Consider the following 16,013-nt stretch of genomic DNA (forward strand, 5'->3'; position numbering starts at 1 on the left):
TACCGAGCTTCTCTCCCTGAAATCAGGGAGAGAAGTGCTTCTTGACGGTCAGGCGGAAAGTTAAACGCCTTTTAATCCGGCAAACGCCTCCGCTGCACGGGTCACATTCACTTTCGTCACCTCATACTCTGCCACCGCCACAAACGGATCTTCCGCTAAAATCGCATCCAGCGCTTCACGCGCCATCTCCCTGACCAGCAGCATGCCTCCTGTGCGTGGATCTTTACGTCCTGCGGCAATAAAACTGCCTGCCTCAAAATAGCGGTCAAGCCATTCAATATGGCCTGCCAGCAGCGCCTCAACCTCTTCTATCGGACGAACGTAATTCAGAAAGACCACATACATGTCAGATCCTCACACTTTGGGATTGGTCAGTTCGCTGATCAGCGGCAGCAGCACGCGGACACTGTCACGGGTGCGCAGGGCTATCTGGCCCGGCAGCCAGCGGTCGAGATAGTTCAGATTATCCAGGTCAGTCTGATGACGGGTCACGCCATCAGGAAAGTGCGGGCTGTGATGACGCTGTAGTGCGCCATCTTTGTTACCCAGCGACCAGTTACTGGCAGTAACATTCAGCAGCGGAAAGCCTGCCTTGTCAAAGGCATTGAGGCCATTGAAGTCCTTGCGATTCAGCTGATGACTGGCAGCGGGAATGCCTTGCTGACGTGCCAGTAGCAGGGCGCGATCGCTGGTCTGTTTGCGCACCGCCCGGGGCGTGTTCATGCCACTGTTGAAATAGAGATGATCGCCGGTTATCAGGCTATTCAGATTGATGACCAGCAGCGTGTTCTTCTTCTCACGGGTGCTCATTCGCTCAACATAATCATCCAGGCCGTGCAGATCCGCCTCTCCGGCGCTCAGCGCCACAAAGCGAATGCCATAGTGAAGCGGCTTGCGACTCAGTTGCTGCGCCAGCTCCAGCATCACGCCAAGACCTGACGCATTGTCATCAACACCCTGCAGGCGTAAGCCGCCCAGATTGTGATGGACCTGGTTGCTGTTTTGCGGTGTCCAGGTATCCAGGTGCGCCACGATCAGAATCTCCTGTGGCACGCTGCCTGCGCGCGCAGCAATGACGGAGGTTGCCGTCAGTTTATGCCAGCGCTGCGTGCCGTCATCTTCCTGCCATTTGTAGCCCGTGTTGAACTGGCGGGTATCGGTTTTATAACCCAGCGCGGTAAATTGTTGCTGCAGATAGTCCGTGGCCATCAATTCAGCCGGACTGCCGCTCATGCGGCCAGGAAAATAAGTGGCGATGTGCCGGACCTGCTGTTCGGCAAACTGACCTGTCGGCGTGGCTAAAACCAGCGGGGAAATGAGTGCGCTAAACAAAACTGTCGCTACCCTCAGGCGGAGGGAACAAAACATAATGCGTCCTTTTTTCATTATTCGATAGGCATTCAACATGCGGACCTGAGTCAGTCATGCCGCGCGTATTATACCCTCTTTGTTCTGCGACCTGGTTAACGGAATAAGTTGCTGCCTTAACATGATGGGGTAACGCGTGTTTATTGCTGGCACTTATCTGCTTTTACAGTTACAGGCACAGAGGTGAATCTGTGAACCTGTTCACGAAAAAGCCATTATATTTCATCTGCTAAGACCAAATTGTTCTGTGCTTTGCGAAGTCTTTATTCCATTCGGTAACTACTCATTCCAATTCGTAATTTCAACTGCATAAACCCGGCGACGTATAGTCGCGTTAATACAAAGTTAAAACATCAGGGTTAACGTGGACTATTTGCCTCTTTTTGCCGAGCTCTCTGGCCGCCCGGTTCTGGTTGTCGGCGGTGGAGATATTGCGGCGCGAAAAATTGAACTACTGCGCCGTGCGCGTGCGCGCGTTCTGATCGCCTCGCGTGAACTCTGCCCTGAACTGCAGGCACTGCTGGAAAAGCAGGAGCTGGAGTGGCTGGCGACTGAATTTGACCCGGCCCAGCTGGATGGGGTTTTCCTGGTGATCGCCGCGACCGACGACAACCATCTCAACACCCAGGTCTTTGAAGCTGCTAACGCGCGGCAGAAGCTGGTTAACGTGGTTGATGACCAGCCAAAATGCACCTTTATCTTCCCCTCGATTGTTGACCGCTCACCTCTGGTGGTGGCGATCTCCTCCAGCGGCACCGCACCGGTGCTGGCACGTATGCTGCGCGAAAAAATCGAAACGCTGTTGCCTGCCAGTCTCGGCCAGATGGCTGAGGTGGCCGGACTCTGGCGCGATAAAGTTAAAGCACGCTTCAGCCGCATGTCTGACCGTCGACGCTTCTGGGAACGCGCTTTCGATGGCCGGTTCGCCAGTGAGATGTCAGCCGGTAACGTCGAAGAGGCGAAACGTACCCTGGACCGTGAACTGCAGGAAGAGCCAACCCGTCAGGGCGAGATTTTCCTGGTGGGTGCCGGACCGGGCGACAGCGGCCTGCTGACGCTGCGCGGCCTGCAGGTGATGCAGTTAGCGGATGTGGTGCTTTACGACCATCTGGTCAGTGAAGAGGTGCTGGACCTGGTGCGCCGCGATGCCGACCGCATCTGCGTCGGCAAACGAGCCAGCGCGCACACGTTGCCGCAGGAAGAGATTAATCAGTTGCTGGTTTCACTGGCGCTGAAAGGCAAGCGCGTTGTCCGCCTCAAGGGCGGCGATCCCTTTATCTTCGGCCGTGGCGGCGAAGAGCTGCAGGCGGCTCAGCAGGCGGGCATTCCGTTCCAGGTGGTGCCGGGCGTTACCGCGGCTGCCGGTGCAACGGCCTATGCCGGGATTCCGCTGACCCACCGCGATTATGCGCAGAGCGTAATGTTTATTACGGGTCACTGCCGTCCCGATGGGGATGACATTGACTGGCCATCACTGGCGCGTGCGCGTCAGACGCTGGCGATCTACATGGGAACGGTTAAAGCTGCTGCCATCAGCGCGGCGCTGATTCAGCATGGTCGCGCGCCATCAACGCCGGTGGCGGTGATCAGTCGCGGCACCCGTCAGGATCAACAGGTGCTGACCGGCACCTTAGAACAACTTGAGGCGCTGGCCGCCTCGGCACCTACTCCGGCGCTACTGGTGATCGGAGAGGTGGTTAATCTGCACGGGCAACTCGCCTGGTTTAAACATTCGGCACAGCAGGGGGCTCGCGAGTCCGCCGTTGTCAATCTGGCTTGAGGGAAAATCATGGACCAAAAACGACTCACTCATCTGCGTCAGCTGGAGGCGGAGAGTATCCACATCATTCGCGAAGTCGCGGCCGAGTTCAGCAATCCGGTGATGATGTACTCCATCGGTAAAGACTCCTCGGTAATGCTGCATCTGGCGCGTAAAGCCTTTTATCCTGGCACGCTGCCGTTCCCGTTGCTGCATGTGGATACCGGCTGGAAATTCCGTGAAATGTACGAGTTTCGCGACCGCACCGTGAAAGCGATGGGCGCAGAGTTGCTGGTTCACCGCAACCCGGAAGGCGTGGCGATGGGGATTAACCCGTTTGTCCACGGCAGTGCCAAACACACTGACATCATGAAAACCGAAGGGCTGAAGCAGGCGCTGAATAAATATGGTTTTGATGCGGCCTTTGGCGGCGCACGTCGTGATGAAGAGAAGTCTCGCGCCAAAGAGCGTATCTACTCTTTCCGCGACCGCTTCCATCGCTGGGACCCGAAAAACCAGCGTCCTGAGCTGTGGCACAACTACAACGGCCAGATCAACAAGGGCGAGAGCATCCGCGTCTTCCCGCTGTCGAACTGGACTGAACTGGATATCTGGCAGTACATCTTCCTGGAAAACATCGAGATCGTGCCGCTCTACCTCGCCGCGCCGCGTCCGGTGCTGGAGCGTGATGGCATGCTGATGATGATCGATGACGATCGCATCAACCTGCAGCCGGGTGAAGAGATCACCCAACGGATGGTTCGCTTCCGCACGCTCGGCTGCTGGCCGCTGACCGGCGCGGTAGAGTCCGACGCGCAGACGCTGCCTGAGATCATCGAAGAGATGCTGGTCTCTACAACCAGTGAGCGTCAGGGCCGCATGATCGACCGCGATCAATCCGGTTCGATGGAACTGAAAAAACGTCAGGGTTATTTCTAAGGAGACGCCAGATGAATACCGTAATTGCACAACAGATTGCCGACCAGGGCGGCGTTGAAGCCTGGCTGACCGCGCAACAGCATAAGAGCCTGCTGCGTTTTCTGACCTGCGGCAGCGTTGACGACGGAAAAAGTACCCTGATTGGGCGTCTGCTACATGACACCCGTCAGATCTATGAAGATCAGCTTTCATCGCTGCATAACGACAGCAAACGTCATGGCACCCAGGGCGAGAAACTCGATCTGGCGCTGCTGGTGGATGGTCTGCAGGCTGAGCGTGAGCAGGGCATTACCATTGATGTGGCCTACCGCTATTTCTCGACTGAAAAGCGTAAATTTATCATCGCCGATACGCCGGGCCATGAGCAGTACACCCGCAATATGGCGACCGGTGCATCAACCTGTGACCTGGCGATTCTGCTGATCGATGCCCGTAAAGGCGTGCTGGATCAGACCCGCCGTCACAGCTTTATTTCGACGCTGCTGGGGATCAAACATCTGGTGGTGGCGATTAATAAGATGGATCTGGTTGAGTACGATCAGGCGCGCTACGAGCAGATCAAACAGGATTACCTGGACTTTGCAGGCCAGTTACCGGATGACCTCGATATCCGCTTTGTGCCGATGTCGGCGCTGGAAGGGGATAACGTGGCATCCGCCAGTCAGACCATGCCATGGTACAGCGGCCCGACGCTGCTGGATGTCCTGGAAACAGTGGAACTGAACCGCGTGGTGGATCACCAGCCGATGCGTTTCCCGGTGCAGTATGTTAACCGTCCTAACCTGGATTTCCGTGGCTATGCCGGTACCCTGGCGTCAGGCAGCGTGCAGGTGGGCCAGCGCGTTAAAGTGCTGCCGTCTGGCGTAGAGTCGACTATTGCCCGCATAGTGACCTTTGATGGCGATCTGCAGGAAGCGGGCGCAGGTGAAGCGATCACCCTGGTGCTGCAGGATGAGATTGATATCAGTCGTGGCGATCTGCTGGTTGATGCCAGCGAAACGCTGGCTGCGGTTCAGTCTGCCAGCGTTGACGTGGTCTGGATGGCAGAACAGCCTCTGCAGGCCGGTCAGAGCTATGATCTGAAAATCGCCGGTAAGAAAACCCGTGGACGGGTAGAGAAAGTCCTGCATCAGGTGGAGATTAACTCGCTGGAGACACGTCAGGTCGATGCGCTGCCGCTAAACGGTATTGGTCGCATTGAATTAACCTTTGACGAACCGATGGTGCTCGACAGCTATCAGCAGAATCCGGTGACCGGCGGCATGATCTTTATCGATCGCCTGACCAACGTGACCGTGGGTGCCGGCATGATCCATCAGCCAAACCATGACGCTCCGGTTAATACCGGCGAGTTCAGCGCGTTTGAGCTGGAACTGAATGCACTGGTGCGCCGTCACTTCCCACACTGGAACGCGCGCGACCTGCTGGGCGGTCAATAATGGCTCAGCACGATGATAACGTGGTGTGGCATGACCATCCGGTAACTCGTGCTTCACGCGAACAGCAGCATGGCCATCAGGGCGTGGTGCTGTGGTTCACCGGGCTTTCGGGCTCGGGGAAATCCACAGTCGCAGGCGCGCTGGAGCAGGCGCTGCACCGTATTGGCGTCAGTACCTATCTGCTGGATGGTGACAATGTGCGTCACGGCCTCTGTCGTGACCTCGGCTTCAGCGACGATGACCGCAAAGAGAATATCCGCCGGGTCGGCGAAGTGGCGAAACTGATGGTGGATGCCGGGCTCGTGGTGCTCACTGCCTTTATTTCACCGCATCGCGCCGAGCGCCAGATGGTGCGCGACCTGCTGGAGCCGGGTCAGTTTATCGAAGTGTTTGTCGATACGCCGCTGGCGGTGTGTGAAGCACGCGATCCGAAAGGGTTATACCGCAAAGCACGTGCCGGTGAACTGCGTAATTTCACCGGTATTGACAGCGTCTATGAAGCGCCCGACAGCCCGGAAATCCAGCTGGATGGCGAACAATTGGTTACAAAACTGGCCGCCCAATTGTTAGACGTGCTGCGCGACCGCGATATCATCAGATCCTGAAGAGACAGCGGCAAATCGCTTCGGGTTTGCCGCCCTCGCAACAACAGGATGCCTATGCAGAACATCACACCCATGCTCGCTCGTAAAGATGACTCCTCCCAGGATGAGCCACGCTCATTGCTGCCGGGCGGTGTTATCGGCTTACTCGCTTACTGGTGTGCGCTGGCGCTTCCTTTCCTGCTGTTCGGCTCTAACACGCTGTTCTTCTTTCTCTATACCTGGCCATTCTTTCTGGCGCTGCTGCCGGTTGCCGTGGTCACGGGCATCGCACTGAATACGCTGCTGAGCGGACACTGGATTTGGGCCGCCCTCGCTACAGTCATTATGGTGGTGACTCTCTTCTGGTTAATGTTCTCCTTTCTTTCCGGCTGGTAAGCCTTAACGGCGTCCGTGCTGATGTGCAAACGCATCGGCAGGTTACAAAACTTTTCCCGTCAGAATCGGTACTGATTGCGCAGAGGCGCAGCAAAGCGCGCCATTTTCGCTGCTGGTGTGGAGTCCTGTGCAAAGTTATGGGATGATTGGGCCGTTTTTAGGGGGCGGGATGGGAAAACTGACGTTACTGTTATTGGTGCTGCTTGGCTGGCTGCAATATTCATTGTGGCTGGGGAAAAATGGCATCCATGACTATACGCGCGTCAATGATGATGTCGCGGTACAACAGGCAAACAATGCCAAACTTAAATCGCGAAACGATCAGCTGTTTGCCGAAATTGACGATCTCAATGGCGGCTCGGAAGCGATCGAGGAGCGTGCACGCAATGAACTGGGCATGATTAAGCCCGGTGAGACCTTCTATCGTCTGGTGCCTGACCAGAACAAACGTAACGCGCAACAATCAGCGCAAAACCTACAACGATAAAACATGAACACTCTGGCCTCCCTTGCGGATGTGATTGCCGTGGTGCCCGCTGCCGGAATCGGCAGCCGCATGCAGGCAACCTGTCCGAAGCAGTATCTGACGATTGGTCAGCACACCCTTCTGGAACACAGCATTGCACGTCTGTTTTCCCATCCCGCCATCAGACAGGTGATTGTCGCCCTCAGTCCCGATGACCAGCACTTCGCTTCACTGCCGCTGGCACGCGATCCGCGTGTGCTCAGGGTCACAGGCGGCGAGACCCGCGCTGAATCGGTGCTGGCCGGATTACAGGCCGCACAGGGTTCCGCCTGGGTGCTGGTCCATGATGCTGCGCGTCCCTGTCTGCATCCCGACGATCTTCAGAAACTGCTTAACGTGCGTGAACAGAGCCACGTGGGCGGAATTCTGGCTGCGCCAGTGCGCGACACTATGAAACGGGGCGAGCCGGGCAAAGCCGCAGTGGCCCATACCGTGGAACGCGACGATCTCTGGCACGCCTTAACGCCGCAATTCTTCCCGCATGCGCTGCTCACTGCCTGTCTGACGCGGGCGCTGACAGAAGGCGCAACCATCACCGATGAAGCATCGGCGCTGGAGTATTGCGGCTATCATCCGCTGCTGGTCAGCGGACGCAGTGATAACATCAAAGTCACCCGGCCAGAAGATCTGGCGCTGGCGGCTTTTTATCTGAGTCAGATTCAATTAAAGGAGAGCGCATGATGCGTATCGGTCACGGTTTTGACGTTCACGCCTTTGGCGGAGAGGGTCCGTTAGTGATTGGCGGTGTGCGGATCCCATTTGAACACGGTTTTATCGCCCATTCGGATGGCGATGTGGCGCTGCATGCGCTGACTGATGCGCTGCTGGGCGCTGTGGCGATGGGCGATATCGGCAAGTTATTCCCCGACACCGATCCGGCTTTTAAAGGGGCGGACAGCCGCGGCCTGCTGCGTGAGGCCTGGCGTCGTATCGAAGCCAAAGGCTATCGCATCGGTAATGTCGACGTCACAATTATTGCTCAGGCTCCGAAAATGCTGCCGCACGTGCCACAGATGCGCATCAACATCGCAGAAGATCTGGGCTGCCATATGGATGCGGTCAACGTCAAAGCGACCACCACCGAGAAACTCGGCTTTACCGGGCGCGGTGAAGGCATTGCCTGTGAAGCGGTCGCGTTAGTCCTGAAAGCTGACAGCCAATGAGTCTGAATTACCTGCACGGCACTCCTGTGGCCTCTGGCGTGATCAAAGCCAGTCCCGAAGATTTCGTGGTGGTTGAAGATCTCGGCTATGGCGCGGATGGTGAAGGTGAGCATCTGCTGGTGCGGATCCGTAAAACAGGTGCGAATACCCGTTTTGTGGCAGAAGCGCTGGCTAAGTACCTGGGTATTCATCCGCGCGACATGAGTTATGCCGGAATGAAAGATCGCCATGCGGTGACGGAGCAGACCCTCTGTTTTCGCCTGCCGGGCAATGCGATGCCCGACCTGCGCGGTTTTACGCTGGAAGGGGTTGAGATTCTGCAGGCGGTGCGCCACAAGCGTAAGCTGCGCATCGGCGCACTGGCCGGAAATGCGTTCCGGCTGGTCATCCGTCAGATCAGCGATCGTGATGCGGTTGAAGCGCGTCTGGCGCAGATCCGCGATGCGGGCGCGCCCAACTATTTTGGTGAGCAGCGTTTTGGGCGCGGCGGCAATAACCTGGTGATGGCAGAAAAGTGGGCGCGCAATGAGATCATTGTCCGTGACCGCAACAAGCGCAGCCTGATGCTCTCTGCCGCGCGCAGTGCGCTGTTTAATCAGGTGACCAGTGCACGTCTGCAGCAGCAGGGCAGTCTGACTCAGGTGCTCAACGGTGATGCATTGCAGCTGACCGGTCGAGGCAGCTGGTTTGTGGCACAGCCTGAAGAACTGGCCGACTCACAACGGCGGGTTGATCACCATGAGCTGCGGATTACCGCGCCGCTGCCGGGACGCGGGGACGCTGGCACGCAGGCAGATGCGCTGGCGTTTGAACAGCAGACGCTGGCTAATGATACGCCGCTGCTGAGCCTCATTGAACGTGAGAAGGTCGATGCAGCCCGCCGCGCCATGCTGGTGGTGCCACGGGATATGCAGTGGCGCTGGTGGGATGACGTCACGCTGGAACTGACATTCTGGCTGCCCGCGGGGAGCTTTGCGACCAGCGTGGTCCGGGAGCTGCTGACCTCCGCAGACTCGCTCGATCAGATTGATGAGTAATCTTCGCTGCAACATTACCCGCAGTGTGGGTAATGTTGCGGCAAACCCCCACCGCTGTGTGATTTACGCCTACCACTTCCTTGCGCGCCTCGTTAGAATGCAAAAATCGCTGTCCATTCCTCACCTGTTGCCATGCCGTTAAAACAGGTTCAGTCACGGCGACCAGTCGAATAAAAAAAGGTCAGAACGAAATGCGGATATTGCTCAGCAACGATGACGGCATTCATGCACCGGGTATTCAGACTCTGGCGAAAGCCCTGCGGCAGATTGCTGACGTGCAGGTTGTTGCCCCCGATCGTAACCGAAGCGGTGCCTCTAACTCATTAACGCTGGAAACACCTCTGCGTACCTTTACCCATGAAAACGGCGATATCGCGGTTCAGATGGGAACGCCGACCGATTGCGTCTATCTGGGGGTGAATGCGCTGATGCAGCCACGCCCTGACATTGTGGTGTCAGGCATTAATGCCGGTCCCAATCTGGGCGATGATGTGATCTATTCCGGTACGGTGGCAGCAGCGATGGAAGGGCGGCATCTTGGCCTGCCTGCAATCGCTGTGTCGCTCAATGGCCATCAGCACTACGCGACCGCAGCGGCAGTGACCTGCGCGCTTCTCCGGGCGCTGACGCATGAACCCCTGCGCACTGGCCGCATTCTCAATATCAATGTCCCCGATCTGCCACTCTCCGAGCTGAAAGGTATCCGCGTGACGCGCTGTGGCAGTCGCCATCCGGCTGATCAGGTGATCGCGCAACAGGATCCACGCGGCAATACCCTCTACTGGATAGGTCCACCGGGCGAAAAACTCGATGCAGGCCCGGATACAGATTTCGCTGCCGTTGATCAGGGCTACGTTTCTGTCACCGCGCTGCATGTTGATTTAACGGCGCACAGCGCGCAGAACGTGCTCAGCGACTGGCTGGCAAAAGCTGAGGTGAACCTGGCATGGTGAATCGGCGTATTGAGACATTGCTGTCACAACTGCGTCAGCAGGGCATTGATGATGAAAACCTGCTGAAAGCCATTAGCGAGGTGCCGCGTGAACGCTTTATCGACGAGGCGTTTGAGCATAAAGCCTGGGACAATGTTGCCTTACCTATCGGCTCCGGTCAGACGATATCACAGCCTTACATGGTCGCGCGGATGACCGCGCTGCTCGGGCTTAATCCGCATTCGCGTGTGCTGGAGATTGGCACAGGTTCTGGTTACCAGACGGCGATTCTTGCCCATCTGGTGGACCATGTTTATTCAGTTGAACGCATCAAAGGCCTGCAATGGCAGGCTAAACGCCGCCTGAAGCAGCTGGATCTGCACAATGTCTCTACCCGTCATGGCGATGGCTGGGAGGGCTGGCCTTCACGGGGGCCGTTCGACGCCATTATTGTCACTGCCGCACCTCCGGAAATTCCGATTGCGCTGATAGCACAACTGGCAGAAGGCGGCATTATGGTGCTGCCGGTTGGCGAAGAGCAGCAGGTACTCAAGCGGCTGCGTCGTCAGGGCGAGGAGGTTATCGAGGAGATCATCGAGCCGGTGCGTTTTGTTCCGCTGGTACAGGGCGATCTGGCCTGACGCTCTTCGTATTTCTTCACAACTGTTTCATGGCACCACGTACCTGATGTTGTTACTATCCAGTTTATTCAACAAAAATGCAGAAATTATCGCGCCACGCAGAGCATTCTGCTGACAGGTACAGTGAAGCAGATAGATCAGAGTTGCCATCACGGGGGATTAATGAGCACGGGAAGCACACTTTTTCAGTTACGCCGTCTGGCGGCGCTTTCACTGGTAGGTTTTTGGCTGGCAGGCTGCAGCTCCAGCGACAATTCTCAGGCACCTATCAGTCGCGTTGGCGATGAGGGCGGCATGATGAACAGTCAGGCGGGAGGAGGCCAGGTTTCTGGTGGCATTCCAGCCGCGCCGTCTCAGGGACAAATGTTAAGCAGAAATTCATCATCTACCCCCAGCAATGGTGGAATGATTAGTACCAGCAGTAATGTTGAGACGCAGAATGGCCGGATAGTGTACAACCGCAGTTACCAGAATATTCCTAAGGGTAGCTATTCCGGTGAAACATATACCGTTAAGCGTGGCGACACGTTGTTTTATATTGCCTGGATTACCGGCAATGATTTCCGTGACTTAGCCCAGCGCAACAACGTTCCCGCGCCTTATAGCCTGAATGTCGGCCAGACTTTACAGATTGGAAATGGGTCGGGTCAGCCGATTACCGGTGGCAATCCCATTACCGTTGCTGATGCAACACAGGGCGGGGTCCCTGTGGCACCACAAATTAAATCGCCTGTTGTTGCACAGCAACCTGTTATTACGTATTCTGATGATTCGGGTAATTCGGGTGGCAGCAAATTGTTGCCTTCGAAAGGAGCAAATGTTGCAACGACAACAGCTCCAGTAGTTACCGCACCCCCAACGGTTAGCAGTACAACTAACAGTTCAACGCCGGTCGGAAGCTGGCGCTGGCCGACTGACGGGAAGATTATCGATAACTTCTCTGCCGCCGAAGGTGGCAATAAAGGTATCGATATCGCCGGGACGCGCGGACAATCTGTTGTCGCCACTGCTTCAGGACGAGTGGTTTACGCAGGTAACGCACTCCGGGGTTACGGTAATTTAATCATCATCAAACACAATGATGATTACCTGAGCGCCTACGCCCACAACGATACAATGCTGGTTCGGGAACAACAGGAAGTTAAGGCGGGGCAAAAAATCGCTACCATGGGTAGCACCGGAACCAGTTCAGTCAGATTACACTTTGAAATTCGTTACAAGGGGAAATCCGTAAACCCGTTGCGTTATTTGCCGCAGCGATAATCCGGCAGAACAAAACAGATGTATGTTCTGCCCTGGAATCACGGGTAGGAGCCGCTTATGAGCCAGAATACGCTGAAAGTAAACGAGTTACATGAGAACGCGGAATTCGATGAGAACGGAGCTGAAATTTTTGACGAGAAGGCACTCGTTGAAAACGAAGCCAGTGATAGCGACGTAGCGGAAGAAGAGTTGCTTTCACAGGGTGCGACGCAGCGTGTATTAGATGCGACGCAGCTCTATCTCGGGGAGATTGGCTATTCTCCGTTGTTAACGGCAGAGGAAGAAGTTTTCTTCGCTCGCCGTGCATTGCGGGGTGATATCCCTTCCCGTCGCCGTATGATCGAAAGTAACTTACGTTTGGTGGTGAAAATCGCCCGTCGTTACAGCAATCGTGGTTTAGCTCTGCTGGACCTGATTGAAGAAGGTAACCTCGGCCTGATTCGCGCCGTAGAGAAATTTGACCCGGAGCGCGGGTTCCGTTTCTCAACGTACGCCACCTGGTGGATTCGTCAGACCATTGAACGGGCGATCATGAATCAAACCCGTACCATCCGTCTGCCGATTCACATTGTAAAAGAACTGAATGTTTATCTGCGTACAGCGCGTGAACTTTCCCACAAGCTCGACCATGAGCCAAGTGCGGAAGAGATCGCCGAACAGCTGGATAAGCCGGTTGATGACGTAAGCCGCATGTTACGTCTTAACGAACGCATTACCTCGGTTGATACGCCATTAGGCGGTGATTCTGAAAAAGCGCTGCTGGACATTCTGGCCGATGAAAAAGACAACGGCCCGGAAGACACCACGCAGGACGATGATATGAAACAAAGCATCGTCAAATGGCTGTTCGAACTGAACGCCAAGCAGCGTGAAGTGCTGGCGCGTCGTTTCGGCCTGTTGGGCTATGAAGCGGCAACACTTGAGGATGTAGGTCGTGAAATCGGCTTAACCCGCGAGCGTGTACGCCAGATTCAGGTTGAAGGTTTGCGCCGTCTGCGCGAAATCCTGCAGGCGCAGGGCCTCAGCATTGAAGCACTGTTTCGTGAATAATCGTATTTAAGATGGTCTGAGTAAGAATGCAAAAAGCGATGGTGAAAACCATCGCTTTTTTTATGTCTGCAGAAAATTTTTGCTGTTGATTAACGGCGCACCGCGCAATAACGCGGTGCGCCACACTGTCAGACCAGCGATTTAAGACGATAAATCCAGTCGAGCGCCTGGCGCGGTGTCAGCGTATCCGGATCCAGCGCCTCAAGCGCCTCCACGGCAGGCGAGGTCTCTTCAACCAGCAGCGGCAACTGAGAACCATCGACCGTCGATGAAGCCGAATGGTTTGAAACGTTCTCAAGTTCTTTGAGCTTATTGCGCGCCCGCTTAATCACCTCTTTAGGCACGCCCGCCAGCGCTGCTACCGCCAGACCGTAACTCTTACTCGCGGCTCCTTCCTGCACGCTGTGCATAAAGGCGATAGTGTCACCGTGCTCAACCGCATCCAGATGGACGTTGACCACGCCTTCCATTTTTTCCGGCAGGGTGGTCAGCTCAAAGTAATGGGTAGCAAACAGCGTCATTGCCTTGATGCGATTCGCCAGGTTTTCGGCGCAGGCCCAGGCCAGCGATAAACCGTCGTAGGTGGAGGTTCCGCGTCCAATCTCATCCATCAGCACCAGGCTGTTTTCGGTGGCGTTGTGCAGGATGTTGGCGGTTTCGGTCATTTCAACCATAAAGGTCGAGCGCCCGGAGGCGAGATCGTCTGCGGCACCGACACGGGTAAAGATGCGATCCAGCGGACCAATCAGCGTCTCATCAGCGGGAACAAAACTGCCGATCCATGCCATCAGTGCAATCAGTGCTGCCTGCCGCATATAGGTACTCTTACCGCCCATGTTTGGCCCGGTAATGATTAACATCCTGCGCTGGGGTGCCAGCGACAGCGGGTTGGCAATAAACGGCTCTTTCAGAACCTGTTCCACCACCGGATGGCGACCCCCGCTGATTTTAATCCCGGCTTTTTCCTGCAAGACCGGACGGCAATAGTTCAGTGACCAGGCGCGTTCCGCCAGGTTGCTCAACACATCCAGCTCTGCCAGCGCGGCAGCACTCAGCTGCAGTGCTTCAAGGTGCGGCAGCAACTGGTCGAACAGTGCCTCATACAGGCTTTTCTCCAGCGACAGCGCTTTGCCCTTCGAGGTGAGGACCTTGTCTTCGTACTCTTTCAGTTCAGGAATGATGTAGCGTTCAGCGTTTTTCAGCGTCTGACGACGGACATAGTGCATCGGAACCTGATGACTCTGTCCTCGGCTGACCTGGATGTAGTAGCCATGCACACCGTTAAAGCCGACTTTAAGGGTATCCAGTCCCAGCTTTTCGCGTTCGCGAATCTCCAGCCGGTCAAGATAGTCGGTTGCGCCATCGGCCAGCGCGCGCCACTCATCCAGCTCTGCGTTATAACCGGGCGCAATCACTCCGCCGTCACGGATCAGCACAGGCGGTGACTCAATCACCGCCTGCTCCAGCAGCTCACGTAACGCGGTGAACTCGCCCATCTGCGCGCGCAGTTTCTGCAGCTGCGGTGCTTCGACATCGGCCAGCAGCTGGTTCAGTTCTGGCAGTTGCTGAAACGCATGACGCATGCGGGCCAGATCGCGCGGACGGGCTGTACGCAGCGCCAGGCGGGCCAGGATTCGCTCAAGATCGCCGACCTGACGCAGCACTGGCTGCAATACGTCGCTGAGATTTTGCAGCTCAGCAATCGACTCCTGACGCTGGTTGATGATGCGCGCATCGCGCAGCGGCATATGCAGCCAGCGCTTCAGCATCCGGCTGCCCATCGGCGTGACGGTTTTATCCAGCACGGCCGCTAAGGTGTTGTCGGTGCCGCCGGCCAGGTTCTGGGTGATCTCCAGATTACGGCGGGTGGCGGCATCCATGATGATGCTGTCCTGCTGCCGCTCCATGCTCAGCGAGCGGATATGGGGCAGCGTAGTGCGCTGGGTATCTTTGACATATTGCAGCAGGCAGCCCGCCGCACTCAGTCCGAGGTGCGCATTCTCCACGCCGAAGCCATTGAGATCGCGGGTGCCAAATTGCAGGTTCAGCTGCTGACGCGCGGTGTCGATTTCAAACTCCCACAGCGGACGGCGGCGCAGGCCACGTCGCTGATCGATCAGCGACATCGCCTGAAAATCTTCGGGGTAGAGCAGTTCAGCGGGATTGGTGCGTTGCAGCTCTGCCGCCATGGTTTCTGCATCGGCAGGCTCGCTCAGGCGGAAACGGCCTGAACTGATATCCAGCGTGGCGTAGCCAAAACCGCGCGGACTTTGCACGATTGCAGCCAGCAGGTTGTCGTGCCGCTCCTGCAGCAGCGCCTCGTCACTGATGGTGCCTGGCGTGACGATTCGCACCACTTTGCGCTCAACCGGGCCTTTGCTTAGTGCCGGATCGCCTATCTGCTCACAGATGGCCACGGACTCGCCCAGCTGCACCAGTTTTGCCAGATAACCTTCAACCGCATGATAGGGCACGCCAGCCATCGGGATCGGTTCACCCGCTGACGCACCGCGTTTGGTGAGTGAAATCTCCAGCAGCTGAGAGGCGCGCTTTGCGTCGTCATAAAACAGCTCGTAGAAGTCACCCATACGGTAAAACAGCAGAATGTCAGGATGCTCTGCCTTGAGGCGCAGGTACTGCTGCATCATGGGTGTGTGAGAAGGAAAGTCCTTTTCGGTTGGCTCTTGCATAAGGTTTTAGCTCATCTTTAATGCGGTAAATTTCTGGCGATCAACGCCCATGAAACCGAAAGGATTCCAGGCGCGCTGGATGATCAGATGATAACGAATAGGGCAGTGCATATGCCAGCCTGATAATCACCCCGATCCTGACCGGGTATAACCTGGCTGGCATCCTGACAAATGTGGCGGCGGTTGGCGACAGAAAAGTACCTGGTTTCCTGATTCTGATGTGGGG

At 56.3% G+C, this 16,013-nt stretch carries 16 protein-coding genes; 13 read left to right on the top strand and 3 right to left on the bottom strand.

All coding sequences use genetic code 11. The annotated features are described in order from the left end of the window. Positions 1–60 precede the first annotated feature (60 nt). Entirely contained in the window at positions 61–345 is a 285-nt protein-coding gene (locus IAI47_RS04165) for a YciI family protein (protein WP_008927110.1), read from the bottom strand. Positions 346–354: 9 nt separating this feature from the next. Next, positions 355–1,368: an aminopeptidase gene (locus tag IAI47_RS04170; RefSeq protein WP_008927109.1), complete on the bottom strand. Its 1,014-nt coding sequence runs from the start codon at positions 1,366–1,368 to the stop codon at positions 355–357. Positions 1,369–1,732: 364 nt separating this feature from the next. Between IAI47_RS04170 and cysG the strand changes: the two genes are divergently transcribed. The 13 genes from cysG to rpoS all read left to right on the top strand — a co-directional run bounded on the left by cysG (position 1,733) and on the right by rpoS (position 13,097). Then, positions 1,733–3,148 (top strand): siroheme synthase CysG, encoded by a 1,416-nt coding sequence (gene cysG, locus IAI47_RS04175; RefSeq protein WP_008927108.1) that lies wholly within the window; start codon positions 1,733–1,735, stop codon positions 3,146–3,148. Positions 3,149–3,157: 9 nt separating this feature from the next. Then, positions 3,158–4,066, top strand: a complete 909-nt coding sequence (gene cysD, locus IAI47_RS04180) for a sulfate adenylyltransferase subunit CysD (RefSeq protein WP_004571204.1) — start codon at positions 3,158–3,160, stop codon at positions 4,064–4,066. Between the two features lie 11 nt (positions 4,067–4,077). Then, positions 4,078–5,505, top strand: coding sequence for a sulfate adenylyltransferase subunit CysN (cysN, locus tag IAI47_RS04185; protein WP_004571203.1), 1,428 nt, complete (start codon positions 4,078–4,080; stop codon positions 5,503–5,505). After that, entirely contained in the window at positions 5,505–6,110 is a 606-nt protein-coding gene (gene cysC, locus IAI47_RS04190; RefSeq protein WP_004571202.1) for an adenylyl-sulfate kinase, read from the top strand. Before cysN ends, cysC begins: the two co-directional genes overlap by 1 nt. 54 nt (positions 6,111–6,164) lie before the next feature. Continuing rightward, the gene (locus tag IAI47_RS04195; RefSeq protein WP_003849111.1) at positions 6,165–6,485 is read left to right on the top strand and encodes a DUF3561 family protein; all 321 of its coding nucleotides are present in this window, start codon (positions 6,165–6,167) and stop codon (positions 6,483–6,485) included. 169 nt (positions 6,486–6,654) lie between these two features. Then, complete coding sequence (gene ftsB / locus IAI47_RS04200) at positions 6,655–6,972, top strand: cell division protein FtsB (RefSeq protein ID WP_003849108.1); 318 nt, start codon at positions 6,655–6,657, stop codon at positions 6,970–6,972. Positions 6,973–6,975: 3 nt separating this feature from the next. Beyond that, complete coding sequence (gene ispD / locus IAI47_RS04205; RefSeq protein ID WP_003849105.1) at positions 6,976–7,692, top strand: 2-C-methyl-D-erythritol 4-phosphate cytidylyltransferase; 717 nt, start codon at positions 6,976–6,978, stop codon at positions 7,690–7,692. Next, the gene (gene ispF / locus IAI47_RS04210; protein WP_008927107.1) at positions 7,692–8,174 is read left to right on the top strand and encodes a 2-C-methyl-D-erythritol 2,4-cyclodiphosphate synthase; all 483 of its coding nucleotides are present in this window, start codon (positions 7,692–7,694) and stop codon (positions 8,172–8,174) included. Before ispD ends, ispF begins: the two co-directional genes overlap by 1 nt. Further along, on the top strand, positions 8,171–9,211 hold the full coding sequence (gene truD, locus IAI47_RS04215; protein WP_008927106.1) for a tRNA pseudouridine(13) synthase TruD: 1,041 nt from the start codon (positions 8,171–8,173) through the stop codon (positions 9,209–9,211). The genes ispF and truD overlap by 4 nt, the downstream gene beginning before the upstream one ends. Before the next feature lie 191 nt (positions 9,212–9,402). Next, positions 9,403–10,164, top strand: coding sequence for a 5'/3'-nucleotidase SurE (gene surE, locus IAI47_RS04220; RefSeq protein WP_003849099.1), 762 nt, complete (start codon positions 9,403–9,405; stop codon positions 10,162–10,164). After that, positions 10,158–10,784 carry a protein-L-isoaspartate(D-aspartate) O-methyltransferase gene (locus IAI47_RS04225; RefSeq protein ID WP_003849097.1) on the top strand — a complete coding sequence of 209 codons (627 nt, stop codon included), beginning with the start codon at positions 10,158–10,160 and terminating at the stop codon, positions 10,782–10,784. The genes surE and IAI47_RS04225 overlap by 7 nt, the downstream gene beginning before the upstream one ends. A 162-nt stretch (positions 10,785–10,946) precedes the next feature. Continuing rightward, complete coding sequence (nlpD, locus tag IAI47_RS04230) at positions 10,947–12,047, top strand: murein hydrolase activator NlpD (RefSeq protein WP_033743626.1); 1,101 nt, start codon at positions 10,947–10,949, stop codon at positions 12,045–12,047. A 57-nt stretch (positions 12,048–12,104) separates the two neighbouring features. Next, complete coding sequence (gene rpoS, locus IAI47_RS04235; protein ID WP_003849090.1) at positions 12,105–13,097, top strand: RNA polymerase sigma factor RpoS; 993 nt, start codon at positions 12,105–12,107, stop codon at positions 13,095–13,097. Between the two features lie 128 nt (positions 13,098–13,225). Here the strand turns inward: rpoS and mutS are convergent, their stop codons facing one another. Further along, the gene (gene mutS, locus IAI47_RS04240; protein ID WP_008927102.1) at positions 13,226–15,787 is read right to left on the bottom strand and encodes a DNA mismatch repair protein MutS; all 2,562 of its coding nucleotides are present in this window, start codon (positions 15,785–15,787) and stop codon (positions 13,226–13,228) included. Between the last annotated feature and the right edge of the window lie 226 nt (positions 15,788–16,013).

The organism is Pantoea sp. MT58 (genome assembly GCF_014495885.1).
GTDB lineage: Bacteria > Pseudomonadota > Gammaproteobacteria > Enterobacterales > Enterobacteriaceae > Pantoea > Pantoea eucalypti.